Here is a 24,443-nt window from a genome sequence, read left to right on the forward strand (position 1 = left end):
CCGCCTTACCCGCCGGTCAGCAGTTGCGAGGTCGAGTTTATGCTGTTGATTGGCGGGGAAATCGAACCCACAATCTTGAGGAACTGCACGTATGGTGCCTCGGATACGAAGATGATGTCACCATCACGGACCGAGAAGTTCGACGCGATAAAGAACGCGGCGGGCCGTGTCAGATCCATCACATAACCTGTACGGACGGGTGCCAATGCGGGCTGGCCGGTAATCCGCTCGTAGATATCCGGCTCCTCCTCACGCAGAACAAAGACGCCACGGGGGTCAGCGGTGCTGCTATTCAGACCACCGATCGAGGCCAGCGCCTCCATCAACGAAATGTCGCGACCGGGGAATTCGACCTGAGCCTGCGTACCCAACTCGCCCAAGGCGATGAAGCTGCGCGGGTCACGTTCGATATTGATCACGTCGCCACCACGCAGCGCGATATCGAGTTGCGGATTGGTGAAAATGTCCGAAATCCAGACCCGTTCCACCATTGATCCACGGCGGATCGACAATTGCGAGATGTTGGGATCAACGCCGGCGGATGGGGCATTTGCGATCAGGCCGGACAGCGTGCGCGTACCCGGTCCGATTGGCACCTCGCCCAGCGCGCCCTCATTCCCGAAGATACGGACGGTTTTGGTGCCCGAGGATTCCAGCCGAATCTCGACCTGCGGTTCTGGCGTCATCGGGGACAGACTATTGGTCAGCTCCTGCCGCAACCGCTCAATCGTTTTGCCCGCCGCGCGGATCGTGCCGACCTGTGGCATAAAGAAGGTGCCGTTCAGCCCCACACGCATATCGTTCAGATAGGAGGGGCCACCGGATGCGCTGCCGAAGAGGGGGAACTCACCGCTTTCCCAGACGGCGATGTTCAGCACGTCCAATGGGCGGATGATCTCGATATTCTCAACATCCTGGGCGCGGAATGCGGCGGAGAAGGTCAAATCCTCAACCACGCGGGTCAGCACGCCAACCTCATCCGTGATCGGAACGATTTGCACCGCTGGACTGCCATCTGTTGGCTGCGCGGTGATTTCCTCGATTGTCGGGCCAGAACGCGGCAATGTGCTACAGGCCGATAGTAGAATGAGTGCCGCAAGCCCCATTGCGCCACGCGATGTGGAAAATTTCATGCCAGTATCCCTTGCCCGTCCGGTGTCCCTGCCGGTTTAGCTCCGACCTATGAGGTTCTTACCCTGAGCCGCCGCCGGGGCCAAACTTTTATGAATCCCGACCGGATCGAAACGGCAAAATGATTGCGTCTGTGGCCGCAAGGTCGCGATCCATACAGGCATATGGCCCCTCGGCCGCCAGCATCATATCCACCAGATTGCGCAACAACGTGGCGCGCCCCGTGGCGGTATAGAACCCGCCCTTTACCTGGGATGTGGCCAACAGCACCCTGCGAAAGGCCAGATAAGCGGCATGATCGGGTAATTCGGGACGCGCAAAGAAATCATGCATAGGTTGCGCGGAAACCAAACCCCGCTTCGCATAAATCGCCCGCCCCGCCGCACGCACGGGCAATCCGCGCCACATGGCCTGTTGCGCAGCGGTGGAGTTGATCGTCACCACGCTGAGCGCGGTATCCAGCAACGAGGCCAGACGTTCCCCCTCCAGCAGATGCACACGACCGGTCAAGTCCAGTTCCGATTCTAACTTGCGAGCGACGCGGTGCAGCCCCTCGCGCCCATCCTCGAACGGGTGGAATTTGAACACCAGATGGTGGTGGGTCGGCGCGCCCTTGGCAAAGCCGACGGCCACATCCTTCATAAAGCTGGCCATGTTGGAATAGGGGCTGTGCGCCTGAACCGAGGCATCATGGCCCAATTGCAGCAGCGCCACATGATAGGGCGCGCCGCTATTGTTCAGCCTGCGCTGCGCACGACGGCGGCGTCTGGCGCGGATCGGCAGGTCCAGCAGCGCGCGCAATGCGTAATCCCGCTCATTGCTGAGGCTAATGCCCCGCGCAGGTGGCACCATGGGCCAATCGGATGCGCCTTTTCCTACGGCACGGTGATAGTGCAGCCCGTGCCACAAATGCCGTCCCATCGCCCCCCATTGGTCCGGTGCGGGGCGGTCCCGTTCGGGGATGTGGTTTGCCAGTTCGCAAATACGCTCAATCGGCATATCCATCAGAAGGGAGCCACCATTCACGCCGTCCCGCTCATAGGTGATCCAGTGGGGGCGCAGATAGCCCTCCTCCAGAAAATGCAAACGGCGCCGGGTCTGCTTTGCGATATTGGCGGCAATGCGGTGCATCCAGCGGTGATCGCCATATAGCACCACATCCGTGACGCCACGTTCCTGTAACAGCGCCTGCAACCACGGCCCGAAATTATCTGAGATGTCGCGATAGCATAGCAGGCTGTCCGCATCCGGCCATTCAGCGCAATCGCCAGCATTAAAGGCCAGACGTGAAACTTTATGTCCCGCAGCGCGCAATTTTTCTGCCAGTTGCGCATAGAACGGGCCATGCGGTCCCTGCAACAGAAGGAAATGTCGGACTTCTCTCAAAGGATGGCGACCTCTTTACATCTATTAGCGGGCTCGTTCAGGCCCTATCATCTTGCCAATTGAGCGGACCGGGCATAGCTGTCGGTCCCGAAGGCGGCAGAAGTGAGGCACGGCGCAATGTTTACCGGGATTATAACGGATATCGGACGGGTTGCAGCAGTGCAAATGCGTGGCGATCTACACGTTCGTATTGCAACAGGATATGATGCGGCAGGTATCGATCTGGGCGCATCTATTGCCTGCGACGGATGCTGCCTAACAGTCGTTGATCGGGGTGAGGCGGCAGGCCAGAACTGGTTCGACGTGACCATCAGCGCCGAGAGTATCGGCAAGACCACCGCCGGCACGTGGGTTGAGGGACGGCGCCTGAATCTGGAACGCGCGCTAAAGGTCGGGGATGAGCTGGGCGGTCATATCGTTTCGGGCCATGTCGATGGACTGGCCGAGGTGATCGCCATGGTGGATGAGGGTGAGAGCACCCGCGTCACCCTGCGCGCCCCTGTCGAGCTGGCGAAATTCATCGCGCCCAAGGGCTCGGTGGCGCTGAACGGCACCTCGCTGACGGTAAATGATGTAGATGGGTGTGATTTCGGGATAAACTTCATCCCGCACACCAAGGAACAGACCACATGGGGCGATGTCGTCATAGGTGATATGATCAATCTGGAGATCGACACGCTGGCGCGGTATGTCGCCCGCCTTAACGATATGCAGGCGAAAAATTGAAGGACCGGACATGACCGATTACGCAGATGCTATCTCCTCAATCGAGGATATCATCGCTGACGCCAAGGCAGGCCGGATGTTCATCCTCGTCGATCATGAGGATCGTGAGAATGAAGGCGATCTGGTCATCCCTGCAATCCATGCGGATGCGGCGGCGATCAACTTTATGGCCACCCATGGGCGCGGCCTGATCTGCCTGACCCTGCCCGGTGAGCGGCTGGACGCGCTGGGTTTGCCCATGATGGCGCAGAGCAATTCATCGCGCCACGAAACCGCCTTTACCGTATCCATTGAGGCGCGTGAGGGTGTGACGACCGGTATCTCCGCCGCCGATCGCGCACAAACCGTTAAGGTGGCGATTGATCCCAATAGCGGTGCACAGGATATCGCGACCCCCGGCCACGTGTTCCCCCTGCGCGCCCGCGCTGGTGGTGTGCTGGTCCGCGCCGGTCATACGGAGGCGGCGACCGACATCTCTCGCCTTGCTGGTCTGGACCCGTCCGGCGTGATTTGTGAGATCATGAAGGATGACGGCGAAATGGCGCGTCTGCCAGATCTGGTGTCCTTTGCCCAATTGCACGGCCTGAAAATCGGCACGATCAGCGATTTGATCGCCTATCGCCGCCGCCACGATAACCTCGTGCGTGAAATCGCGACCCGTGATGTGACCTCGGAATATGGCGGCGCGTGGACGATGCGCGTGTTTTCCGACGTGACCGGCGGGGCGGAGCATCTGGCGCTGGTCATGGGCGATGTGTCCACCGGCCCCGTAATGGTCCGCATGCACCCCGCAAACCCGCTGGAGGATATGCTGGCGCTGGTCCCCGGCCGCGCGCATCAACTGGCGCAATCCATGCGGATGATCGCCGAGGAGGGCCGTGGCGTTGTGGTTCTGCTGCGCGATATGTCTGCCAAGATGGCGATGGACGGCGAGGTTTCGCCCCAGACCCTGCGCAATTACGGCACTGGCGCTGAAATCCTGAACGCGCTGGGATTGCATGAACTGATCCTGCTGACCAACTCCGCCGCGCCCAAGGTGATCGGGTTGGAGGGATATGGCCTCAGCATTACCGGCACCCGCCCGATCCCTGACATTAGCGAGGAGAGCTGACATGGCCAGCCATGAGGAGCATTACAGCATGGAGGCCCCGCGCCTCAGCCCTGCGCCGCATCTATTGCTGGTCACGGCCCCGTTCTATCGCGGTATCGCCGACTGGATGATCGCGGGGGCGAAAACCGCACTGACCGATGCAGGTGCTACCTGTGACGCGATCGAGGTGCCCGGTGCGCTGGAAATCCCGACCGCCATCCGGCTGGCCGCCCGTGCGAAACGCTATGACGGCTATGTCGCGTTGGGCTGTGTGATCCGTGGCGCGACCACCCATTACGAAACCGTGTGTAATGACAGCTCGCGTGCGATTACATTGCTGGGCCTGGACGGGCTGTGCATCGGCAATGGCATCCTGACTGTTGAGGATATGGACCAAGCTGTTGAACGCGCCGATCCCGCACAAATGAACAAGGGCGCGGGCGCCGCTATTGCAGCGCTGCACCTGATTGCCCTAGACCGCGAATTCCGCGCACCGGCCCCTGTGGGCGATCCGCGCGACGATATACTCATGGCGGGAATGCCCGCTCCGAAGGATACTGCCTGACATGCCCAAACCCGTTCCAAAGCCCAACCGCGAAGAAAAACGCCAGATGCGCTCCGCCTCGCGCCTGTTTGCCGTGCAGGCCCTGTTCCAGATGGAGCAATCCGCGCAGCCCATGCCAGAGGTCCGCGAACAGTTCGAGACCCACCGTTTTGGCGCGGAGCTGGACGGTGACACCTATTCCGAGGGCGATGTCAGCCTGTTTCGCAAAACGCTGTCCGATGCATTGGACCGGCAGGGTGATATCGACAAAACCACCGACCGTGCTTTGGTTCAACGCTGGCCCCTAGGCCGCATCGACCCGACGCTGCGTGCGCTGTTTCGTGCCGCTGGCGCTGAAATCCTATCCTCGACCACTCCGCCCAAGGTTGTGATCACCGAATATGTGGATGTGGCCAAGGCATTCTTTCCCGAGGGTAAAGAAGCGAAATTCGTAAACGCCGTGCTGGACCATATGGCGCGCGAGATGAAACCGGAGGCATTCGAGTGAATGTAACGGCGGCATATAGCAACAGTTTCACGCTGTTTCGTGAGAACTTCCTGCTGTTCTTCACCCTCGCCTTTGCGGGGATTGTTGCGGTCACGGTGATCGAATCCCTGCTATTCGGCATCGAATACGCGGTTTACGGCGCACCTGTGACGGTTGAGAACGATGTCGCCATTCCCGGTCTGAACGCCGGAATGCTGCTATGGGGGTTGATGAGCCAGGTTCTGCTCAGCGCATTATCCGCCGTGCTGCATCTGGCGGCATGGGATGTGATGCGCGGTGCCCATCCGCAGCCCAACGCCTATCTGAACCGGTCCGCGCAGATGATCCTGCCGCTATTCTTCCTGTCGATCGTTGTCGGCATCATCGTCGGCTTTGGCGTGATCCTGCTGATTATCCCCGGCATCTATCTGTTCGGCATGTTCGCCGTTCTGGTCCCCATCATCGTGATCGAGGGTCGCGGTTGGGAAGCGATGATGCGCTGTGTTGAACTGAGCCGAGGGCGGCGCTGGCACATTGCGGGCAGCTTCGTCGGCCTGCTGGTACTGCTCATCGCGATTGTGATCGTGTCGGCAGCCATCATGGGTGCCATTGGTGACAGCATCGGCGCGGTGCTGATTGTGAACACGGTGATTTCGTCGCTGATCTTTGCCTTCTTCGCCATTTTCACGACGGAAATTTACGGCCAGCTGGTGAACAGCGAGAGTTAAAGCGGCGCGGTTTGATCGCAAATCTGCCGCAAATCCTGCCATTGTACATCCGTCAGGATCGGGTGGATCGTGCCCGAATTACCAAAACTGCGCGCCTGATCGGCGCGCAGGGCCAGATCAGGATGCGTCGCGAAATGCTGGGCGACGCCGCTCGGCTCACCTATCTCCGCGCCTATCCGTTCAAAAAAGCCACCCAGTGCTGCCACATCCACATCGGCACCGTCCAGCAGGGCAAAGGCGAATTCGTCCGCTGCTGCCTCCGCATCACGAGTATAGGATGCGTTCAGCAACTGTTCTGCTGCAACAATAGCCGCAGCGCCCCCCGATGCATCGCCAACAATCAGGCCCAGCAGACCGGCGGAACCGGCGGCGCGTAGGCTCAACCGCAATCCGTCACGATGCGCCACATGACCGATTTCATGTGCCAACACGCCTGCGACCTCCTCCGCACTATCCGCCTGTGCGATCAGGTCGTTGAAGAAGATCACCCGCCCACCCGGAAGTGTAATCGCATTGACGATATCGGCGTCCCAGACCTCCACCTGCAAGGCATAGGGCAAATCCATATCTTCGGTTAGCCGCGCGACCATCAGCGACAGCGCCTTGCGCCCCTCAGGAGCCACACAAGCGCGGGAACGATCCTGCATCAGAAACGGCGAGATATCGGCCAGCCGCCCGCGCACCTGATCGCCCATCTGCATCTCGATGCTTGGCTCAATCAAATCGGTCAGACCCACGGCCAAGCGTGGTATCAGCGCAAAGATCATCACGCCCAATGCCCCGACCGCACCGCCAGCCCACAGCGCGATCCGCCCCGTGCCACGCCTGCGCATTGGTCCACGGGTCAGGCCACGCACCTGACGGCGCAGGTCCCGCAGCAACACCGAGTCGTCGCATTCGACCCGCGCATCACCCTGTTTGCGGGCAAGGGTGAAAACGCCATCCTTGACCCCACCGGGCAGTGCACGCAGATCGGAAAACGCCCAGTTTTCAATCTGGCGCCCATCATCCAGCGCACTGATCGCCAAGGTGGATGTGCCCACCGCGATCGTCACCTGGCGTGGTTTTCCCGAATAACCGTCGAAATAGCGTGCCGGACTGCCCATCAGAACGCGCCCCCTACATCGAGGGCATCTGCGAAGCCCTCCGCCTCAAGGAAATCATCCTGCTCACGCTGGCGTACCAGATCGAGCTCCTGCGCATCATGGATCAACAGGGTGGTGACAAAATGGCTGAGCAGCGGTTGCGAGATAAACACGGCATGCATCGCGGACCACGTTAGGAAAATCCCTAGATACACCGCCATAATCAAACCGAATGTCAGCAATTGCCCTAAATCGGTAAGGGTCTCCCAGCCGACCACCACCTTTGTCGGCGTATCGCTGACAAGGGTCGCCACGCTACCGACAATTGTCGCAATGACAGTCATGATGACGCCGATCAGCAGGTAGCCCAGCATGTAAATCGCCAGAACGCTGCCCGTCCGCGCGCCCGAGGTGAACGAAACGCCGCCGACGCTCTTGGCCTCGGTCAGAATGCGAAAGGACGCGACGCGGTAGTAAACCCATGCGAAAGGCAGGAAAATCAGGCCCAGAGCCATGAAACCTGCACCGACCTTTTTGTCCTGATACAGTAGGATCCCCATCACAATGGCAGGCAAATACACACAGGCCAGAACCCGCAGCCAAGGTCGTAGCAGGCTGAACCAGCTACCGGTCAGCAGCATCCGCATTGTGCCATAGGAGGTACGGTCAGTGCGGAATTTCTCCAAATACCACTGCATTCGGGGGTACAAAATGCCAAATGACAGCACCGTCAGCAGCAGATGCCATAACGCTACAAACACATAACGGACCGCATCCTGTGACATCGAAAACCGGATGCCGCGCAGTTGGGTTCGGGACAGGACATAGCGCTGCGCGCGGTACTGCGCGTAATATACCAGCGGGATCACGGGCAGTGAGCTGACCACCCCAACCCATTCCGCGCCGCCTGTCAGCTTTAGCCCCAGAAAGAAAAAGCCGATCTGGAACAGGCCCAGATACACGGCCAGAAACACCACCGCGATCAGGAAGCCCAGAAACTTCTCCAGCCCTGTGCCGGTATATTCCAGCGGGCTGCCCGCGACGCGGATGCCGTTCCAGAAATGCTGCCGCGTCTTGGTCCGTTGCCAGAACCGGTAAAAGCCCAGCGTCAGCAGATTATAGATCGTCGTGCGGAACATCAGCCAGAACAGCGACCCACCACTACCGTGATAGCTGGGCGCGAGCGCCTCTCTAGCGGGGGGCTGTTCCATTCCTTGGGCCTCGTTGGTTGTGGTCCTCAGAACCGGTTATCGCGTGGGAACCCTCGGGGGGCCATGCGGCCCGTGCCTGCGCGTTTGCCCATCCAGTCGCCCAGATCGGATTGCGTGCGGTTGCGTCCGCCGCTTTCCTTCCACTGCAAACCATCGGTCAGGGTAAAGGTGGTGGCATCGGACAAACCGCCATCCTTGTACTTTTGCAGGCGAACGCCCTTACCGCGGGTCATTTCTGGCAATTCCTCAAGCGAGAATACCAGAACCTTGCGGTTTTCACCGACGACGGCCACGTGGTCACCCGATATCGGTTTGCACACAATCGCCTTGGCATCGCGGACGTTCAGAACCTGTTTGCCCGAACGGGTTTGGGCAATCACCTCAGCCTCCGGCACGACGAAACCGTCACCGGCTGACGACGCGACCAGCAGCTTGCGTGCTGGGTCATGTTTGAACAGCGCCAGCGCCTCCGCCTCGTTTGGCAGGTCCACCATCAGGCGCACAGGTTCCCCCATTCCGCGCCCACCCGGCAGCGTCGCGGCGGACAGGGTGTAGAACCGTCCATTCGTGCCGAACATAATCAGGCGGTCGGTGGTTTCCGCGTGGAAGATAAAGCGCGGGCCGTCGCCGTCCTTGAACTTCATTTCGGTGTCGAGGGCGATGTGCCCCTTCATCGCGCGAATCCAGCCCATTTCGGAGCAGACAACCGTGATCGGCTCACGATCTATCATGGCCTCCAGCGGGATTTCTGTCGTCTCCGGCGCATCTGCGAAACCGGTGCGGCGCGCGCCCACGGGGTAATCATCGCCATCGGCCCGCTTCATATCAGCCAGGCTTTCGGCGGCGGTCAGGCCCTTATATTTAGGTGGCGCGCCAAATGCCTTGCGTGTTTCGCGCAATTGTTCCGCGATTTTGGACCATTGCAGATCCTCGGAGGCAAGCAGAGCCTCCAGCCCCGCACGTTCCGCGATCAGCGCGTCACGCTCATTGCGCAGTTCCATCTCCTCCAGCTTACGCAGGGAGCGTAGCCGCATATTCAGGATCGCCTCGGCCTGTACGTCGGTCAGCGCGAATTCGGCCATCATGACCGTTTTCGGCTCATCCTCGTAGCGGATAATCTCAATCACCCGATCAAGGTTGAGGAAGGCGATGATATAGCCCTCAAGCACCTCAAGCCGACGGTCGATCTTCTCCAACCGGTGCTGTGAGCGGCGTTGCAACACGTCGCGCTGGTGGTCCAGATAGGCCCGCAAAACGTCGCGCAAGCTGCATACCTGTGGCGTGCGCCCGTCAATCAGGACGTTCATGTTCAGCGAGAATCGCGTCTCCAGATCGGATTGCTTGAACAGCGCCTCCATCAGGGTGGCAGCGTCCACCGTCTTGGCCCGAGGCTCCAGAACGATGCGGATATCCTCGGCGCTCTCATCGCGAATATCGGCAAGGATCGGCAGTTTTTTGGAGTTAATCAGCTCCGCCACACGCTCAATCAATTTGGATTTCTGAACCTGATAGGGGATTTCCGTGACAACGATCTGCCACGTTCCACGGCCCAGTTCCTCAACCTGCCAAACAGCGCGCAGGCGGAAGGCACCGCGACCGGTGGCATATGCCTCACGAATGGCGGCGGGGGGTTCGACAATCGTGCCGCCTGTCGGGAAATCAGGGCCGGGGATGAATTCGACCAGCTTCTCAACACCGGCATTGGGCGTTTTGATCAGGTATAGCGCGGCGTCGATCACCTCGGCCACGTTGTGGGGCGGAATGTTGGTCGCCATGCCCACCGCAATACCGGACGAGCCGTTGGCCAGCAGGTTCGGGAAGGACGCAGGCAGAACCTCCGGCTCGCTCTCGGACCCGTCATAATTGGGGCGGAAATCAACGGCGTTCTCGGCCAAGCCCTCCATCATCGCGACGGCGGCGGCGGTCAGGCGGGCCTCGGTATATCGTTGAGCGGCGGGGTTATCGCCATCCACGTTGCCGAAGTTCCCCTGCCCGTCCACCATAGGATAGCGGACGTTGAAATCCTGCGCCAAGCGGGCCAGCGCGTCGTAAATCGATTGGTCGCCATGGGGGTGATAGTTACCCATCACCTCACCCACGATCTTGGCGCATTTTCGGAACGCGCCGTTCGGGTCCAGACGCAACCCGCGCATGGCGAACAGAATCCGGCGGTGCACAGGTTTTAACCCGTCCCGCGCATCAGGCAGTGCCCGATGCATGATCGTGCTCAACGCATATTGCAGATAACGGTCACCAATCGCCCGCGCCAAAGGCTCGGATGTGATATGCCCGTTCGGGTCGTCGGTCGTGTCGTCAATGTCAGCCATAGCAAATGTGTAGGGCGGCCCCGCGAAACGGTAAAGTGCCAAACGCCACGATCATGCAGAGCCGGAGCGCGCATACCCGATCAGAATCACACAGATGAACAATGCAGGCAGCAGGATCAGGTCGATATAACCCGCAATTGCACCCAGCCCGATTGCGGCCATGCCCATAACGCCCAGCGGCGTAAAGCTGAGGATCGCGGCGGTGGCAGCACCAATACTGGCATAGGTCATCAGTTTCTTGTTCATATGCGAACCCTAACCCGCCCTGCCCCCTATGCCCAGAGCCACAATTTCACCCCCGCGACGCGATGTCCCTTTGCAGTTTGGCGCGGGAAAGCTAACTGATGGAGTATGGTACAGGGACCCTTACTCTACGTGATCGGCATTGCCTGCTTGGCGGTACTTGTCGTCCTTCTCATCGGCGTCGGTGGCTTTGCCAAAGGCGGCGAATTCAATAAGAAATATGCCAACAAAATCATGCGCCTGCGGATTTTGATGCAATTCATCGCGGTGATTGTCATCGTTGGTGGCATCTGGCTGGCAAAGCAGGGGGGCTAAACATGGTTGTACTCAACAAGATTTACACCCGAACCGGCGATTCCGGTCAGACCGCATTGGGCAACGGCGCGCGGGTGGCAAAACATTCCGAACGCGTAAACGCCTATGGCACCGTGGATGAGGTGAACGCCACCGTCGGCTTGGCGCGGCAAGTGGCCGAGGGCGACATGGATGTGATGCTGGCCGCGATCCAGAACGACCTGTTCGATCTGGGCGCTGATTTGTGCACGCCGGACATGGAGCAGGACGACGAACGCGAATACCCGCCCCTGCGCATGGTTGCCGAACAGGTTGACCGGTTGGAGCGTGAGATCGATGCGATGAATCCCCGCTTGGAACCGTTGCGCAGCTTTATCCTGCCTGGTGGGTCCGCCCTGGCCGCGCAGATGCACATGTGTCGCACCGTCACGCGCCGCGCGGAACGGCTGGTGGTGGAGCTTTCCACCCATGAGGGCGTGAACCCCAACGCGGTAAAGTACCTGAACCGCCTGAGCGATTGGTTTTTCGTCGCGGGCCGCATCGCAAATGATGACGGGCGCGACGATGTTTTATGGGTTCCCGGCGCGAATCGCTGACGCGACGTCGAAATTGACCCGTTCGGAAACCAGCGCGACATATCAGAAACCATCGCGACATATTCGTGCGCAACCGCGCATGAAAACGTCGCATTTCCCATGGTCGGACGGCGCTAGCCCCGTTAGACATGGCAACGAAAGACTCGCCGGATATTCCGGCCATAGCAGTGGAGAGACGCAATGAAGGTCCTGGTACCGGTCAAGCGCGTGATCGACTATAACGTGAAAGTCCGTGTGAAGGCGGATGGAAGCGGCGTCGATCTGGCTAACGTAAAAATGTCGATGAACCCCTTTGACGAGATTGCCGTCGAAGAGGCAATTCGCCTACGTGAAAAGGGCGCGGCCGAGGAAATCGTCGTCGTCTCCATCGGCGTTAAGCAGTCGCAGGAAACGCTGCGCACCGCCCTCGCCATGGGTGCTGATCGCGCGATCCTGATCAACGCAGCAGATGATGTTCACACCGATATCGAACCCCTCGCCGTTGCCAAATTGCTGGCCGCAGTGGTGGCCGAGGAACAGCCCGGTCTGGTCATCGCAGGCAAGCAGGCGATCGATAACGACATGAACGCAACCGGTCAGATGCTGTCCGCGCTGCTGGGTTGGTCGCAGGCAACATTCGCATCCGAGCTGGCAATCGAGGGCGATAACGCCGTCGTAACCCGCGAAGTTGACGGCGGCCTTCAGACAATCAAGGTCAAGATGCCCGCCATCGTGACCGTCGATCTGCGTTTGAACGAGCCTCGCTACGCCTCGCTGCCAAACATCATGAAGGCGAAGAAAAAGCCGCTCGAGGAAAAGACACCTGCCGATTACGGCGTCGATGTCTCCCCCCGTTTGAGCGTCGTCAAAACCTCCGAGCCGCCTGAGCGGGCAGCAGGTGTTATGGTCAGCTCCGTTGAGGAACTGGTCGGCAAACTGAAAAACGAAGCGGGAGTGATCTGATATGGCCGTTCTTCTTCTGGCAGAAATGACCGGCAACGTGTTCCAGCAGGACGCGACAGCCAAGGCACTGACCGCAGCATCCAAGCTGGGCGACGTGACCGTTCTGGTCGCGGGCGACAATGTTGGCGATGCCGCCGCAGCCGCCGCGAAACTGGACGGCGTGGCAAAGGTGCTGGCCGTGTCCGACGCCTCGCTCGCCAACTATCTGGCCGAGCCTGTTGCCGCTCTGGTTGCCGGCATCGCGGGTGATTTCGAGCACATCGTTGCAGCCTCGACCGCAAACGCGAAAAACGTGCTGCCCCGCGTGGCTGCCCTGCTCGACGTTATGGTCATCTCCGAAGTTATGGGGATTGTTGACGGCGACACGTTTGAGCGCCCGATCTATGCCGGCAACGCGATCCAGACTGTAAAGTCCAGCGACGCGAAAAAGGTCATGACCATCCGCACAGCATCCTTCGATGCTGCTGGTGAGGGAGGTTCCGCATCCGTTGAGGACGCAGCAGCAGCCGCTGATCCGGCCCTGTCAACTTGGGTTGAGGATAAGGTTGAGGAGAGCGATCGCCCTGACCTGACCTCCGCGAAAATCGTTGTTTCCGGCGGCCGTGGTGTCGGCTCCGAGGAAAACTTCGCGATCATCGAAAAACTGGCAGACGTGATGGGCGCCGCAGTTGGCGCATCCCGCGCGGCGGTCGATTCGGGCTATGCACCGAACGATTGGCAGGTTGGTCAGACCGGTAAGGTTGTGGCACCGGACCTGTACATCGCAGTCGGCATTTCCGGCGCGATCCAGCACCTTGCCGGTATGAAGGATTCCAAGGTCATCGTCGCGATCAACAAGGACGAAGAGGCACCAATCTTCCAGGTTGCCGATTACGGTCTGGTTGCCGACCTGTTCGACGCCGTCCCCGAGCTTGAAAAAGCTCTCGGCTAATCGAACCGAGTTCTAGATAGAAGCGGGGCGCCCCATCGGCGCCCCGTTTTTCATTTCAGCGCCCGCTTGCGGGAGCCAACATCCGGCGCCAAATTGGCCGAAGCAGCGCAGTTGTCAGCGCCGCAGCAAAGGCCAGAGCCACCCAATGCATTGGCATGGACAGGCCCGCCAAATCACCGACAACCCATGCCGATGCGCCGAACATCACGGCAAATTCGATACTGATGAACACAGACATCAGCACACCATCAAAACGATCATGAAACATCTTACTACACCCAGTCCCACGCAGAATTTCCCGCGAATCGAACCCGTCCGATGCGTTGTGCGAGGGCTATCTGAATAGATGTTCACGCGGCCGTGACCGTGCTAGAGCCGAAACAATAGTTGATCGTCAATCCTTGCGCCGCACGATCACCCGATTGCCCGCATCACGGCTAAGATCGAAGGCACCGCATTTCTCAACCAGCTTGGACAGGCTAGAGCAGCCATAGGTTCGCGCATCGAAATCAGGGCGCGCATTGTTGATCCGCTGGCCCAGCACACCCAGCGACACCCAATCATCATCGCCCTCCAGCTCCGCAATCGCGGATCGCAGGATCGGCACCGCCGCGGCGGGTGGTTGGGTTTTCCGCCGATCCGGGGCCTCCGCATCGGGGGAGCCGTTCATGAGGTTTTCATTATAGATGAACCGCGTGCAGGCGGCGCGAAATGCCTCGGGCGTTTTTTGTTCGCCAAAACCGTACACAACCGCGCCCTCCTCCTTGATCCGCTGGGCAAGGCGCGTGAAATCACTATCTGAGGAGACGAGGCAAAAACCGTCCACATTCCCCTTATGCAGCAGGTCCATCGCATCAATCACCATGGTGATATCTGAGGCATTCTTACCCTTCACATAGGCGGGTTGATGTGTGGGGATCAACGCGTGGGTGGCCAGCTTCTTTTCCCAGCCCTGCATTTCAGAACGGGTGTAATCGCCATAGATGCGGCGCACATTCGCCTCACCCAGTCGGGCAATCTCGTCAAACAGCGCCTGCGCGACATTGTGGTTGGTATTATCCGCGTCGATCAGGACGGCCAGTTTGAGCGAGTTTTGCATGTTGCGGCACCTTTCGTGGGTTTTAGCTGAGGTAGCCCACCGACGCGCCAAAGCAATCTACATCATGGACAATCCTAGCAGGCGCGAAACGGGGTTTGATAGCAACTCTGCCCCCTCCACATGCATGATATGCGACGGGCTTCTCCGCGCAACCTGTGGCGGCCTGCGCCCCGGAATACGCGGGCCGTTTGCGGCGTCACTGGATGCGACATATTCGACATAAATGTCCGCATGCGGGCGCAGCGCATCAATCATCTCACGATCAACGAATGATGGCAGCAGATCGCGCGCGGCCAGTGGTTGCATGCGGCCTGCCTCATCCGGTGATGTGTCAGAGAACCAGAACAGGATTTTGCGCGTTTCGATATCCGCCAGCAATTCAGTCATTCGCGCCAGCCACGCCTGCCGCATTTCCAGTTCCACCACGGCGAAGCGTTGCGGGCTGATCCGATACAGAGCTGCGAGCATATTGTGAACGAAGCGGTATTGGTCGAACTCCACCTCCGGATACAGGGCCTGCATCATCGGGCTGATCGTGCGCAATCGCAGATTTCGGCGGTTATACACTGAATACAACCTGTTAGACACGACATGCGCCCCCATTATCGAGATCACACAGGCCCGCGCGTTCGAGCATGCTTCCAGCACCACAGGGTCCTTGAGGTAAAAACTTGCCCCCGCGCCGGGGGTGCCCCAATTCGCGCAGGTGTGCCCGAGCTGCGCATCTAGCTGCTGCGGCCATGGCTCACGAGCGAATCTGCCATATGTCTCGGACCCGCCGATGCAGGCAACGTAGGGGCGGCGCAGGTCCGGCTTTGGTCCCCGAAACACCTGTCGCGCACGCCCCCAGCGATATTCCTGATAATCCACACCCGTTGTCAGAACCGACTGAAAGCTCATGCTCAAATCCTCTACAGCTTCCTTTCGGGCTAAGGCACAGGTCTGAACAATTCCTCAACATCTTGCGGACAATGCACGGACAAGCCTATTGTCGCGCTGCAACACGTGAGGGTTTCGAGATGGATATCAGAACAGTTGGCGTCGTGGGCGCCGGGCAGATGGGCAACGGGATCGCGCATGTTTTTGCCCTTGCCGGATTCGACGTAACGATGACCGACATCTCGCAGGATGCGCTGACCGCTTCGGTCGAAAAGATCGCGCAGAACCTTGACCGTCAGGTTGGGCGCGCAAAACTGACCGAGGCTGAGCGCGACGCCGCAATGGCGCGTATTTCCACCACCCCAACCCTGACCGATCTGGGCAAACTGGACCTGATTATCGAGGCCGCGACCGAAAAGGAGGTCGTGAAGCACGCGATCTTTGCAGAGCTACTGCCGCATCTGGGGCCGCAAACCATTCTGACCTCGAACACGTCGTCCATCTCGATCACGCGGCTCGCCTCGCAAACCGACCGGCCCGAGCGGTTCATGGGCTTCCACTTTATGAACCCAGTGCCGGTGATGCAGTTGGTTGAGCTGATCCGCGGCATTGCCACTGACAGCGCCACCTATGATGCGTTGGAGGCTGTGGTGGCCAAGCTGGGCAAAACCTCGGCCAGTGCGGAGGATTTCCCCGCCTTCATCGTGAACCGCATCCTGATGCCGATGATTAACGAGGCGATCTATACCCTGTATGAGGGCGTAGGTTCGGTCAAAAGCATCGATACCTCGCTGAAACTGGGCGCCAACCACCCGATGGGTCCGCTGGAGCTGGCTGATTTTATCGGTCTGGATACCTGCCTTGCCATTATGAACGTGCTGCATGACGGATTGGCCGATACCAAATATCGCCCCTGCCCGCTGTTGACCAAATATGTTGAGGCCGGATGGCTGGGCCGCAAGACCGATCGTGGCTTTTACGATTATCGCGGCGAGTTCCCCGTTCCGACCCGCTAATTGCACGACTTTGCGCAACAGAAATCTCACGAAAGCGTGATTGTTCTCGTTTTCGTGACAATTTGTTGGGTCGATTCACGGGTGCATTCCGACAGCGATGTGCCATCTGTGGGGGACAGATAACGCAAACATAAGGATATCCCATGACTTTGCGCACCATTGTTCTTGCCTCCGCCCTGACCCTCGCGCCGCTCGCGGCCTTTGCTGAGTGGCAGGTTGACCCGTCGCACACCTCCGTCACGTTTGAGGTCAGCCATCTGGGCTATTCCACGCTGAACGGCCGCTTTAACACCATTGAGCCGGTCGTCAGCTTTGACCCTGACAATATCGAAGCAACCGAAGTTTCCTTTACCATCGACGCCACCAGTATCGACACTGGCTGGGCCGAGCGTGACGGCCACCTGAACGGTGAGAACTTCCTGAACACAGGTGAGCATCCGCAAATCACCTTCGTCTCCACCTCCGTTACCGAAACAGGTGAGAATACTGCCGATGTGACCGGCGATCTGACATTGCTAGGCCAGACCCAAGAGATTGTTTTCGCGGCAACGCTGAACCAGTTGGGACCATTCCCGTTCAACCCTGACATGCAAATCGCAGGCTTCACTGCCACCGGTGAAATCGACCGCACCGCCTTTGGCATGGGCTTTGGCGCGCCAGTTATTCCCGCTGTGATCCCTGTCACTGTGAATCTGGAACTGACGTCGCAATAATGACGTGATCGGGGCGGTACATCCCGCCCCGAACCGCCGCAGGAGGCCATGATGCAAGTGATGAACTCAACACGCCGCTGGGGTATCCCCACACGCCTGATCCATTGGGCAACGGCGGGCATCCTGCTGTGGACGCTGGGGTTAGGGGTCTACATGACCCAATTCGTGGCCGACCCGCTGGAACAATTCGCATTGACCCAGACACATAAAAGCTGGGGTTTTCTGGTCTTTGCCCTGGCCGTGATCCGCGTGATATGGCTGGCCCTGTCCCCCAAGCGTCCGACCCTGCCAGCCGATACGCCCAAATGGCAAATCGGCGCCGCGCATCTAAGCCACGCAGTGCTGTATCTGATGATCTTCCTAATGCCGCTGAGCGGTTGGGTGATGTCAGCCGCCGCCCCGATTCAGGACCTGCTGAACATCGACAACAAGGTGTTCAACTGGTTCATCCTGCCCGATCCATGGGTTCCGGGTGTTGCGTGGATCGAAAACCTTGCCGCTGGTATCCACTATTGGTCCGCGATTATTCTGGCACTAACCCTGCTGGCGCATGTTGGTGGCGCGCTAAAGCATCACTTCGTGGATAAGGATGACATTCTGAAACGGATGACAGGCGGCTGAGGGCTACTCGCCCTCACCAAACTTATCCGCCAGTAGTTTCGTCAGATCATCGGCCAGTGCGGCCGATTCCGGCCCGTGGGTGACGACCTGAATCTGGGTACCCTGCGCGCCCTCCAGCATCATCAGGCCCATAATCGAATCGCCGGAAACTGTTTCACCATTGCGACTGACCGAGGCTGTGGCGTCGCGTGCCTCGACACATTCCACAAACTTGGCAGAGGCGCGGGCATGCAGCCCCTTACGGTTGATAATATCGAGCGTTAATTTCATGGGTTCTCAGCAAGCAGCCGCAGGGGAATAGGATGGCCCCTCACGGGCATCCAGATAGCGATGTCCGGCATCAACCGCCGCTGTAACCGCATCGTGCCGTGGCAGGTGTCGGGATTTGGCCAGTTGCACCAGCATAGGCATATTCGCGCCGTATAAAACGCCCATCCCGTTGCGGGTGCAGGCCTTCATCGCGAGGTTGGACGGGGTGGAGCCGAACATATCTGTGACCAGAACCACGCCCTGCCCCTCGTTAACCTCCTCGGAGGCACGACATATCTGGGCCTGACAGGTATCCAGCCGATCATTCGGCTCAACGGAGATTGCACGCACACCCTCCAGCGGCCCGACAACATGTTCAAGCGCGGCTAGATATTCCTGTGCGAGCCTACCATGGGCTACAATAACAATACCGATCAAAACCGGGTTTCACCCTTCTGTGCCAGCTGCGACTGTTGTCGTCATTCCGGCGATTTCCCTGTGACGAATAGACACCCGCGTCCCGACTTCTGCAAGGCGTTTCGCGATTGCTTCTGTCATATATACAGAACGGTGTTGCCCGCCGGTACACCCGAAACCCAGACTGAAATAGGCTTTACCCTCGGCCCGATAGGCCGGAATCAGCAGGTCCAGCAGCGATCCCACCTGTGCGACGAATGCATCATGGTTCGGGTCCGCCTGCACATAGTGCGCAACCGCCTGATCGCGCCCCGTCAATGCGCGCAGAGCCGGTTGCCAGTGTGGATTTTGCAGAAACCGACAGTCCAGTACCATGTCCAAGCCGCGCGGAATCCCCCGCTTATACGAAAACGACTGCACGCTGACCGACAGGCCGGTGCTGCCCTGCGGCCCGAACCATTGCGCGATTTCCGCCTTTAGATCATGGGGCGATAAATCCGAGGTATCGATCAGGATATCGGCGCGATCCTTTAGCCCGCGCAGCAAATCAACCTCACGCGCGACGGCACTGGGGGCTGCCTCATCATGCAGCGGGTGACGCCTGCGTGTTTCGGAAAACCGGCGCAGCAGCACCTCCTCCGAGCAATCGAGATATAGCAATTGCCCCGCCACGCGCGGCTCATCCTGCATCCACGACACGATATCCAGCAGATTGCTCGCCGAAAATCCCCGCGTGCGTACGTCAACGCCAATGGCCAAGGGGCCCGTGACCGAACCGCCAATCGCAACCTGCTGGATCAAGGAGAGCGGCAGGTTGTCGATCACCTCGAACCGCAAATCCTCCAACACGCGAATCGCCGTGCTGCGCCCCGCACCGGATGGGCCTGTTACCAGTACCAGCGGCGTTGCCTCATGCGTTTTATCCGTCATGAATCACCCCATATCGTCAATCAAATCGATTTGGTTACGTAGCCATAATTCCAAAAAACTGGGAAGCAGCGCGACGCCCTGCCCCGCGATCCGCCGCAAAGTGATGCCTGAATGCTGCCACATCAACGGCTGCGGCTGGCGTTCCAACGGCACAACATCCAGATCAACCACCAGTGACAGCGCGGCGGGGGCTGCCGGGGTCACTTGACCGATTCCGATACCACGCAGCTCAATCAACCCGTGCAGCGATGACGGAGCACTGGCCATCAAGCGGCCCTGCTGCGCATCCAGAACCACTCGATCATCTGCAACCAACTGTGCGCCACGCGCCAGCAGGTGCAGGGACAAACTGCTCTTGCCCGAACCCGCCGCGCCCAGAATTAGAACCGCGCGAGATGGTCCAGAGATGACGCAGCCATGGATGCTCACATCGGTAATTCGACGGTGAATTGCGCGCCCATTACATCACCCTGCGCATTCTGGATGTTGCGCGCAAAGATCCGGCCATTATGCGCCTCGACGATTTGTTTCGAGATCGCCAAGCCCAAGCCGCTATGCGACCCGAATTCCTGCCCCGGGCGCTCGGAGTAGAAGCGGCTGAACACGTCCTTCAGGTTATCAGGCGGAATGCCCGGCCCCGTATCAGACACCACGATAATGGCCCGATCACGCTCAACCGAAACACGCACGGAAACAGTGCCATCGGGGGGGGTAAAGCTGACTGCATTGGTGATCAGGTTGATGAAAACCTGTGCCAAACGCCCCTCAAGCCCCGAAACAACCACCGCAGGTTCCGGCGTATCCGCGACTAGCTTCACGTCCACCTTCGCGGCCTCGGCGCTGTTATACTCGACCAAGGACCCGATCAGCAGGTTCAGGTCGAACGCCTCCATTTCCTCACGCACCAGCTCACTATCCAGCCGCGATGCGTTGGAAATATCCGTGACCAACCGGTCCAAACGCTGCACATCATTGGCAATCACGTCCAGCAGGCGTTTCCGTTGCTCGTCCGTCTTTGCATATTCCATCGTCTCCACGGCGGATCGCAGCGAGGTCAGCGGATTCTTGATCTCATGCGCGACATCGGCGGCGAACTCCTCGTTCGCCTCGATCCGTTCATATAGTGCCTGCGTCATCAGAATCAGGGCGCGGCTCAGGTTGCCGATCTCATCCGGTCGACCGGTCAAATCGGGGAAGTGAATACGTTCAGGCGCCATATCACGGGTTGAGCGGCTGGCCCGCTGTGCCGCACGGGCCAGCGCCCGCAATGGCCGCGCGATCGAATTTGCCAGCACAACCGACAGACCAATCGACACGGTCAGCGCCAATAGAAACACGGTCATCATCTGCCGCCGTTCATTCGACACCAGCAGCGAAATATCACCGCTGCGGGTCGATAGAACCAGCACGCCGATAGGCTCATTCCGCGCAATCACAGGTATCGAGATCGACAGGATGTAATCGCCCGTATCATCACGATTCACGATTTGCTGCGAAGTTCCGCCCATCGACTGCGCGATAAAGACATCCAGCTCCTCACGCGATAACGCAGCCCGATCTGCATCCTCAACCCGTCGCAACAACGCAACGATCCGGTCGATCACGAGGTCAAACAGATAGACCGCCGCCTGTCCCGCCGAGGCACCCTGCTGCTCCGCCGCTTGGGGCACGGTCTGCTCGGACGTGCCGCGCGTATCGGATACCAGATCGCCATCCGCATCAAACAGCCGCACCCGCGCGCCGGTCAGATCACCGACATCCTGCACGATTCCATCCGCAGCGACATTGTCCAGCACAGCACGATCCTGTTGGGTGGCAAAACTGCTAACCGTGCGCGCAATCAGCAATCCATCACGGGTTAGCCCCTGTGCCCGCTGTTCGACCAAGGAACGCTCATATTGGCTGAGGAACAGGATGCCGATAACCATGACCGCCTGCGCCAGCAGGTTGAACAGCACGATTTTGCGGGCAATTGGCGATGCGGAATAGAGCTGATCGTCCAGGGTCGCGGAATCCTTTGCCGCGCCCGGTGCACCGATGGTCAGACCGCGACCACGCTCTAACCGTGGCAGCGACAATCGTCTGCTCTGTTGCCACCTGCCCAATTCAGACCTCGGTATAGCGATAGCCAACGCCATATAGCGTTTCGATGGAGGAGAAGCTGTCATCCACGCGCTTGAACTTCTTGCGGACCCGCTTGATGTGGCTGTCGATGGTACGATCATCGACATAGACCTGATCGTCATAGGCCGCGTCCATCAACTGATCGCGATTTTTCACAAAACCGGGGCGCTGCGCCAATGCCTCCAGGATCAGGAATTCGGTGACAGTCAGGGATATCGATTGCCCGCCCCACGTGACCGTATGGCGCAGCGAATCCATCATCAGCTTACCGCGCTGCATGATGGTATCGGCGTCTTCCTCGGTCTCGGGCTCCATCCGTGCGGCCCTACGCCGCAGCACGGCGCGGATACGCTCCAATAACAAGCGCTGTGAAAACGGCTTACGCACGTAATCATCGGCGCCCATGCGCAGGCCCAGAACCTCGTCGATTTCCTCATCCTTGGATGTCAGGAATATCACCGGCATGTCGTTTTTCTGGCGCAAACGGCGCAACAGCTCCATTCCGTCCATTCGGGGCATCTTGATGTCCAGAACGGCAATATCCGCCTCTCCGCGCGATAATGCAGGCAAAGCAGCCGCGCCATCCGAGAATGTCGTTACTTCAAAGCCTTCACCCTCCAGCACCATTGATACAGAGGTCAGGATATTCCGGTCATCATCAACCAAGGTAATGCGCTGCATATACTCGCCCCCAGAACTGTCATGCGTTTTCCAGACCTGATTATCGACTATGCGCGGGGCAGTGTCACGCGAATGCTGGGCATAGTGCCATTAGACACGATTCAAAGCGGTTGCGGAATAAAATACCAAAAAATGCGGACTGGAATTACTGAAAGTTGCTGGGTAAGGAGGAAGTGTCATCGCATGGTGCAGGCGCGAACGCGCTGCCGGACTGGCCCTTCGGCGGTATCATGCAGATAGAGACGCGGGGCGCGTCGCCAAGGTTTTAGCGCGCCTCAACCTTCAGGAGCACAGTCCAAAATGGAGACTGGCAAGGTCAACCCAGACCACACCCTCGCGCAGGGCGGCATCACCAATGTTGCCTCTGTTCACTACAACCTGCTGGAGCCCGCCCTCATCGAGGCAGCGGTCAAACGTGACGAAGGCACGATCGGTCAGGGCGGCGCATTTCTCGTCTCCACTGGCAAGCATACCGGTCGCTCGCCCAAGGATAAGTTTGTCGTCGCGGAACCTTCGGTCAAGGACACCATTTGGTGGGACAACAACCCCCCCATGGATCCAGAGGCATTTGCCCGCTTGCATGCGGACATGCTGGCGCATGTCGAGGGTGGAGAGCTGTTCGTACAGGATCTGTACGCCGGTGCGGACCCTGATTATCGCCTGAACGTGCGCGTCGTGACGGAACTGGCATGGCATAACCTGTTCATCCGCCACCTGCTGCGCCGTCCCGAGCTGGAGGAGCTGGAAAGCTTCATCCCCGAATTCACCATCCTGAACTGCCCGACGTTCAAGGCGGATCCGGCGCGTCACGGCTGTCGTTCCGAAACCGTCATCGCGATGAGCTTCGAGACGAAAACCATCCTGATCGGTGGCACGTCCTATGCGGGTGAGAACAAGAAAAGCGTCTTTACCCTGCTGAACTATCTGCTGCCTGAAAAGGGCGTGATGCCGATGCACTGCTCGGCCAACCACGCGACGGGTGACGCGGATGATGTCGCTGTCTTCTTTGGCCTGTCGGGCACCGGGAAAACCACGCTCAGCGCTGATCCGGCCCGCACGCTGATCGGTGACGATGAACATGGCTGGTCCGATAACGGCGTCTTCAACTTCGAGGGCGGCTGCTACGCCAAGACCATCGACCTCAGCCCCGAGGCAGAGCCGGAAATCTACGGCACGACCAAGATGTTCGGCACCGTGATCGAAAACATGGTCTATGACGAACATACCAAGGAGCTGGATTTCAAGGATGATAGCCTGACGCCGAACATGCGTTGCGCCTATCCGTTGAACTACATCTCGAACGCATCCGACACATCGCTGGGCGGTATGCCCCGCAATATCGTGATGCTGACCTGTGATGCGTTTGGCGTACTGCCCCCCATCGCGCGTCTGACACCGGCACAGGCGATGTACCACTTCCTCAGCGGGTTCACGTCCAAGGTTGCAGGCACAGAAAAGGGCGTGACCGAACCGTCACCGACCTTCTCCACCTGCTTTGGCGCCCCCTTTATGCCCCGTCGACCAGAGGCCTATGGCGCATTGCTACGGGACAAGATCGCGGACCATGGCGCAACCTGCTGGCTGGTCAATACCGGCTGGACCGGCGGCGCATATGGCACCGGATCGCGTATGCCAATCCGCGCCACCCGCGCCCTTCTGACCGCCGCCCTGACAGGCACCCTGAACGAGGTGGAATTCCGCAAGGACGCCAATTTCGGCTTCGACGTTCCTGTCGCGGTTGAGGGCGTTTCCGACGTGCTGCTGGACCCGCGCCGCACATGGGATGACAAGGAAGCCTATGACGCCCAAGCGGCCAAGCTGGTGGCGATGTTCGCCGACAACTTCGCCCAGTACGAGGCGCATGTGGATGACGACGTAATGCGTATCGCCGTTACCGCAGCATAATACTCACGGGCGCGCTATCCGGTGCGCCCGTTCCCGTCCTGCCCAATGGACGGTACACGCCCCGATGCACCGCAAACATCACCTGCGG

28 protein-coding genes are annotated in these 24,443 nt (G+C 59.2%); 13 read left to right on the plus strand and 15 right to left on the minus strand.

From position 1 onward, the window contains the following. Positions 1-5: 5 nt before the first annotated feature. Positions 6-1,133: a polysaccharide biosynthesis/export family protein gene (locus tag CR254_RS01500; RefSeq protein WP_097928035.1), complete on the minus strand. Its 1,128-nt coding sequence runs from the start codon at positions 1,131-1,133 to the stop codon at positions 6-8. Positions 1,134-1,221: 88 nt separating this feature from the next. Next, complete coding sequence (locus tag CR254_RS01505) at positions 1,222-2,517, minus strand: capsule polysaccharide biogenesis protein (RefSeq protein ID WP_145996690.1); 1,296 nt, start codon at positions 2,515-2,517, stop codon at positions 1,222-1,224. Between the two features lie 117 nt (positions 2,518-2,634). Here CR254_RS01505 and CR254_RS01510 point away from each other — a divergent pair, with 117 nt between their 5' ends. From CR254_RS01510 to CR254_RS01530, 5 genes are read left to right on the plus strand one after another with little or no spacing between them, the layout of a single operon-like run. Beyond that, positions 2,635-3,243 (plus strand): riboflavin synthase, encoded by a 609-nt coding sequence (locus tag CR254_RS01510; RefSeq protein ID WP_097928037.1) that lies wholly within the window; start codon positions 2,635-2,637, stop codon positions 3,241-3,243. Continuing rightward, complete coding sequence (gene ribB, locus CR254_RS01515; protein WP_097928038.1) at positions 3,206-4,354, plus strand: 3,4-dihydroxy-2-butanone-4-phosphate synthase; 1,149 nt, start codon at positions 3,206-3,208, stop codon at positions 4,352-4,354. The genes CR254_RS01510 and ribB overlap by 38 nt, the downstream gene beginning before the upstream one ends. A 1-nt stretch (position 4,355) precedes the next feature. Continuing rightward, positions 4,356-4,898 (plus strand): 6,7-dimethyl-8-ribityllumazine synthase, encoded by a 543-nt coding sequence (locus tag CR254_RS01520; RefSeq protein ID WP_097928039.1) that lies wholly within the window; start codon positions 4,356-4,358, stop codon positions 4,896-4,898. Between the two features lies 1 nt (position 4,899). Continuing rightward, positions 4,900-5,385 carry a transcription antitermination factor NusB gene (nusB, locus tag CR254_RS01525; RefSeq protein WP_097928040.1) on the plus strand — a complete coding sequence of 162 codons (486 nt, stop codon included), beginning with the start codon at positions 4,900-4,902 and terminating at the stop codon, positions 5,383-5,385. Then, positions 5,382-6,092 carry a hypothetical protein gene (locus CR254_RS01530; protein WP_097928041.1) on the plus strand — a complete coding sequence of 237 codons (711 nt, stop codon included), beginning with the start codon at positions 5,382-5,384 and terminating at the stop codon, positions 6,090-6,092. The genes nusB and CR254_RS01530 overlap by 4 nt, the downstream gene beginning before the upstream one ends. Here the strand turns inward: CR254_RS01530 and CR254_RS01535 are convergent. From CR254_RS01535 to CR254_RS01550, 4 genes are read right to left on the minus strand one after another with little or no spacing between them, the layout of a single operon-like run. Further along, positions 6,089-7,198, minus strand: a complete 1,110-nt coding sequence (locus CR254_RS01535) for a M48 family metallopeptidase (RefSeq protein WP_097928042.1) — start codon at positions 7,196-7,198, stop codon at positions 6,089-6,091. The two genes, CR254_RS01530 and CR254_RS01535, sit on opposite strands and share 4 nt — an antisense overlap. After that, complete coding sequence (locus CR254_RS01540; RefSeq protein ID WP_097928043.1) at positions 7,198-8,388, minus strand: DUF898 family protein; 1,191 nt, start codon at positions 8,386-8,388, stop codon at positions 7,198-7,200. The genes CR254_RS01535 and CR254_RS01540 overlap by 1 nt, the downstream gene beginning before the upstream one ends. Before the next feature lie 26 nt (positions 8,389-8,414). Beyond that, positions 8,415-10,715, minus strand: coding sequence for a DNA topoisomerase IV subunit A (gene parC / locus CR254_RS01545; protein WP_097928044.1), 2,301 nt, complete (start codon positions 10,713-10,715; stop codon positions 8,415-8,417). A 51-nt stretch (positions 10,716-10,766) separates the two neighbouring features. Beyond that, a complete protein-coding gene (locus CR254_RS01550; protein ID WP_097928045.1) occupies positions 10,767-10,961 on the minus strand; it encodes a mercury resistance system transport protein MerF in 195 nt (64 codons plus the stop codon). A gap of 129 nt (positions 10,962-11,090) precedes the next feature. On the opposite strand from CR254_RS01550, the gene CR254_RS01555 reads away from it, so the two are divergent. The 4 genes from CR254_RS01555 (at position 11,091) to CR254_RS01570 (ending at position 13,721) form a co-directional block, all read left to right on the plus strand. After that, positions 11,091-11,273 carry a twin transmembrane helix small protein gene (locus CR254_RS01555; protein ID WP_342744456.1) on the plus strand — a complete coding sequence of 61 codons (183 nt, stop codon included), beginning with the start codon at positions 11,091-11,093 and terminating at the stop codon, positions 11,271-11,273. Positions 11,274-11,275: 2 nt separating this feature from the next. Beyond that, positions 11,276-11,848, plus strand: a complete 573-nt coding sequence (locus CR254_RS01560) for a cob(I)yrinic acid a,c-diamide adenosyltransferase (RefSeq protein WP_097928047.1) — start codon at positions 11,276-11,278, stop codon at positions 11,846-11,848. 180 nt (positions 11,849-12,028) lie between these two features. Next, positions 12,029-12,790: an electron transfer flavoprotein subunit beta/FixA family protein gene (locus tag CR254_RS01565; protein WP_097928048.1), complete on the plus strand. Its 762-nt coding sequence runs from the start codon at positions 12,029-12,031 to the stop codon at positions 12,788-12,790. Between the two features lies 1 nt (position 12,791). After that, positions 12,792-13,721: an electron transfer flavoprotein subunit alpha/FixB family protein gene (locus CR254_RS01570; protein ID WP_097928049.1), complete on the plus strand. Its 930-nt coding sequence runs from the start codon at positions 12,792-12,794 to the stop codon at positions 13,719-13,721. Positions 13,722-13,776: 55 nt separating this feature from the next. On the opposite strand, the gene CR254_RS01575 is transcribed toward CR254_RS01570, so the two are convergent. The 3 genes from CR254_RS01575 to CR254_RS01585 all read right to left on the minus strand — a co-directional run bounded on the left by CR254_RS01575 (position 13,777) and on the right by CR254_RS01585 (position 15,720). Next, positions 13,777-13,989, minus strand: coding sequence for a hypothetical protein (locus CR254_RS01575; protein ID WP_097928050.1), 213 nt, complete (start codon positions 13,987-13,989; stop codon positions 13,777-13,779). A 126-nt stretch (positions 13,990-14,115) separates the two neighbouring features. Beyond that, positions 14,116-14,820 carry an NYN domain-containing protein gene (locus CR254_RS01580; protein ID WP_097928051.1) on the minus strand — a complete coding sequence of 235 codons (705 nt, stop codon included), beginning with the start codon at positions 14,818-14,820 and terminating at the stop codon, positions 14,116-14,118. 57 nt (positions 14,821-14,877) lie between these two features. Next, positions 14,878-15,720: a DUF6473 family protein gene (locus CR254_RS01585; protein ID WP_097928052.1), complete on the minus strand. Its 843-nt coding sequence runs from the start codon at positions 15,718-15,720 to the stop codon at positions 14,878-14,880. 119 nt (positions 15,721-15,839) lie between these two features. On the opposite strand from CR254_RS01585, the gene CR254_RS01590 reads away from it, so the two are divergent. The 3 genes from CR254_RS01590 to CR254_RS01600 all read left to right on the plus strand — a co-directional run bounded on the left by CR254_RS01590 (position 15,840) and on the right by CR254_RS01600 (position 18,049). Continuing rightward, the gene (locus CR254_RS01590) at positions 15,840-16,715 is read left to right on the plus strand and encodes a 3-hydroxybutyryl-CoA dehydrogenase (RefSeq protein WP_097928053.1); all 876 of its coding nucleotides are present in this window, start codon (positions 15,840-15,842) and stop codon (positions 16,713-16,715) included. Positions 16,716-16,858: 143 nt separating this feature from the next. Further along, positions 16,859-17,428: a YceI family protein gene (locus tag CR254_RS01595; protein WP_097928054.1), complete on the plus strand. Its 570-nt coding sequence runs from the start codon at positions 16,859-16,861 to the stop codon at positions 17,426-17,428. 51 nt (positions 17,429-17,479) lie between these two features. Further along, positions 17,480-18,049 carry a cytochrome b gene (locus tag CR254_RS01600; protein ID WP_180955853.1) on the plus strand — a complete coding sequence of 190 codons (570 nt, stop codon included), beginning with the start codon at positions 17,480-17,482 and terminating at the stop codon, positions 18,047-18,049. Between the two features lie 3 nt (positions 18,050-18,052). Here the strand turns inward: CR254_RS01600 and CR254_RS01605 are convergent, their stop codons facing one another. From CR254_RS01605 to CR254_RS01630, 6 genes are read right to left on the minus strand one after another with little or no spacing between them, the layout of a single operon-like run. After that, positions 18,053-18,319, minus strand: coding sequence for an HPr family phosphocarrier protein (locus CR254_RS01605; RefSeq protein WP_097928056.1), 267 nt, complete (start codon positions 18,317-18,319; stop codon positions 18,053-18,055). Positions 18,320-18,325: 6 nt separating this feature from the next. Beyond that, complete coding sequence (locus tag CR254_RS01610; protein WP_097928057.1) at positions 18,326-18,736, minus strand: PTS sugar transporter subunit IIA; 411 nt, start codon at positions 18,734-18,736, stop codon at positions 18,326-18,328. Between the two features lie 9 nt (positions 18,737-18,745). After that, positions 18,746-19,645 carry an RNase adapter RapZ gene (gene rapZ / locus CR254_RS01615; RefSeq protein WP_097928058.1) on the minus strand — a complete coding sequence of 300 codons (900 nt, stop codon included), beginning with the start codon at positions 19,643-19,645 and terminating at the stop codon, positions 18,746-18,748. 3 nt (positions 19,646-19,648) lie between these two features. Continuing rightward, positions 19,649-20,074: an HPr kinase/phosphorylase gene (locus tag CR254_RS01620; RefSeq protein WP_097928059.1), complete on the minus strand. Its 426-nt coding sequence runs from the start codon at positions 20,072-20,074 to the stop codon at positions 19,649-19,651. After that, complete coding sequence (locus tag CR254_RS01625; protein ID WP_180955854.1) at positions 20,071-21,723, minus strand: ATP-binding protein; 1,653 nt, start codon at positions 21,721-21,723, stop codon at positions 20,071-20,073. The genes CR254_RS01620 and CR254_RS01625 overlap by 4 nt, the downstream gene beginning before the upstream one ends. Before the next feature lie 28 nt (positions 21,724-21,751). Next, on the minus strand, positions 21,752-22,450 hold the full coding sequence (locus CR254_RS01630; protein WP_097928061.1) for a response regulator transcription factor: 699 nt from the start codon (positions 22,448-22,450) through the stop codon (positions 21,752-21,754). A 300-nt stretch (positions 22,451-22,750) separates the two neighbouring features. Here CR254_RS01630 and CR254_RS01635 point away from each other — a divergent pair, with 300 nt between their 5' ends. Continuing rightward, entirely contained in the window at positions 22,751-24,355 is a 1,605-nt protein-coding gene (locus CR254_RS01635) for a phosphoenolpyruvate carboxykinase (protein WP_097928062.1), read from the plus strand. Positions 24,356-24,443 lie beyond the last annotated feature (88 nt).

It is taken from the genome of Pontivivens marinum, from assembly GCF_900231835.1.
Lineage (GTDB): Bacteria > Pseudomonadota > Alphaproteobacteria > Rhodobacterales > Rhodobacteraceae > Pontivivens > Pontivivens marinum.

What these genes read in the sequence shown, in the direction of transcription:
- CR254_RS01500 (WP_097928035.1), bottom strand. Translation starts at nt 1,133, where the DNA reads ATGAAATTTTCCACATCGCGTGGCGCAATGGGGCTTGCGGCACTCATT.
- CR254_RS01510 (WP_097928037.1), top strand. Translation starts at nt 2,635, where the DNA reads ATGTTTACCGGGATTATAACGGATATCGGACGGGTTGCAGCAGTGCAA.
- ribB (WP_097928038.1), top strand. Translation starts at nt 3,206, where the DNA reads ATGTCGCCCGCCTTAACGATATGCAGGCGAAAAATTGAAGGACCGGAC.
- CR254_RS01520 (WP_097928039.1), top strand. Translation starts at nt 4,356, where the DNA reads ATGGCCAGCCATGAGGAGCATTACAGCATGGAGGCCCCGCGCCTCAGC.
- nusB (WP_097928040.1), top strand. Translation starts at nt 4,900, where the DNA reads ATGCCCAAACCCGTTCCAAAGCCCAACCGCGAAGAAAAACGCCAGATG.
- CR254_RS01535 (WP_097928042.1), bottom strand. Translation starts at nt 7,198, where the DNA reads ATGGGCAGTCCGGCACGCTATTTCGACGGTTATTCGGGAAAACCACGC.
- CR254_RS01540 (WP_097928043.1), bottom strand. Translation starts at nt 8,388, where the DNA reads ATGGAACAGCCCCCCGCTAGAGAGGCGCTCGCGCCCAGCTATCACGGT.
- parC (WP_097928044.1), bottom strand. Translation starts at nt 10,715, where the DNA reads ATGGCTGACATTGACGACACGACCGACGACCCGAACGGGCATATCACA.
- CR254_RS01550 (WP_097928045.1), bottom strand. Translation starts at nt 10,961, where the DNA reads ATGAACAAGAAACTGATGACCTATGCCAGTATTGGTGCTGCCACCGCC.
- CR254_RS01560 (WP_097928047.1), top strand. Translation starts at nt 11,276, where the DNA reads ATGGTTGTACTCAACAAGATTTACACCCGAACCGGCGATTCCGGTCAG.
- CR254_RS01565 (WP_097928048.1), top strand. Translation starts at nt 12,029, where the DNA reads ATGAAGGTCCTGGTACCGGTCAAGCGCGTGATCGACTATAACGTGAAA.
- CR254_RS01570 (WP_097928049.1), top strand. Translation starts at nt 12,792, where the DNA reads ATGGCCGTTCTTCTTCTGGCAGAAATGACCGGCAACGTGTTCCAGCAG.
- CR254_RS01575 (WP_097928050.1), bottom strand. Translation starts at nt 13,989, where the DNA reads ATGTTTCATGATCGTTTTGATGGTGTGCTGATGTCTGTGTTCATCAGT.
- CR254_RS01580 (WP_097928051.1), bottom strand. Translation starts at nt 14,820, where the DNA reads ATGCAAAACTCGCTCAAACTGGCCGTCCTGATCGACGCGGATAATACC.
- CR254_RS01585 (WP_097928052.1), bottom strand. Translation starts at nt 15,720, where the DNA reads ATGAGCTTTCAGTCGGTTCTGACAACGGGTGTGGATTATCAGGAATAT.
- CR254_RS01590 (WP_097928053.1), top strand. Translation starts at nt 15,840, where the DNA reads ATGGATATCAGAACAGTTGGCGTCGTGGGCGCCGGGCAGATGGGCAAC.
- CR254_RS01595 (WP_097928054.1), top strand. Translation starts at nt 16,859, where the DNA reads ATGACTTTGCGCACCATTGTTCTTGCCTCCGCCCTGACCCTCGCGCCG.
- CR254_RS01600 (WP_180955853.1), top strand. Translation starts at nt 17,480, where the DNA reads ATGCAAGTGATGAACTCAACACGCCGCTGGGGTATCCCCACACGCCTG.
- CR254_RS01605 (WP_097928056.1), bottom strand. Translation starts at nt 18,319, where the DNA reads ATGAAATTAACGCTCGATATTATCAACCGTAAGGGGCTGCATGCCCGC.
- rapZ (WP_097928058.1), bottom strand. Translation starts at nt 19,645, where the DNA reads ATGACGGATAAAACGCATGAGGCAACGCCGCTGGTACTGGTAACAGGC.
- CR254_RS01630 (WP_097928061.1), bottom strand. Translation starts at nt 22,450, where the DNA reads ATGCAGCGCATTACCTTGGTTGATGATGACCGGAATATCCTGACCTCT.
- CR254_RS01635 (WP_097928062.1), top strand. Translation starts at nt 22,751, where the DNA reads ATGGAGACTGGCAAGGTCAACCCAGACCACACCCTCGCGCAGGGCGGC.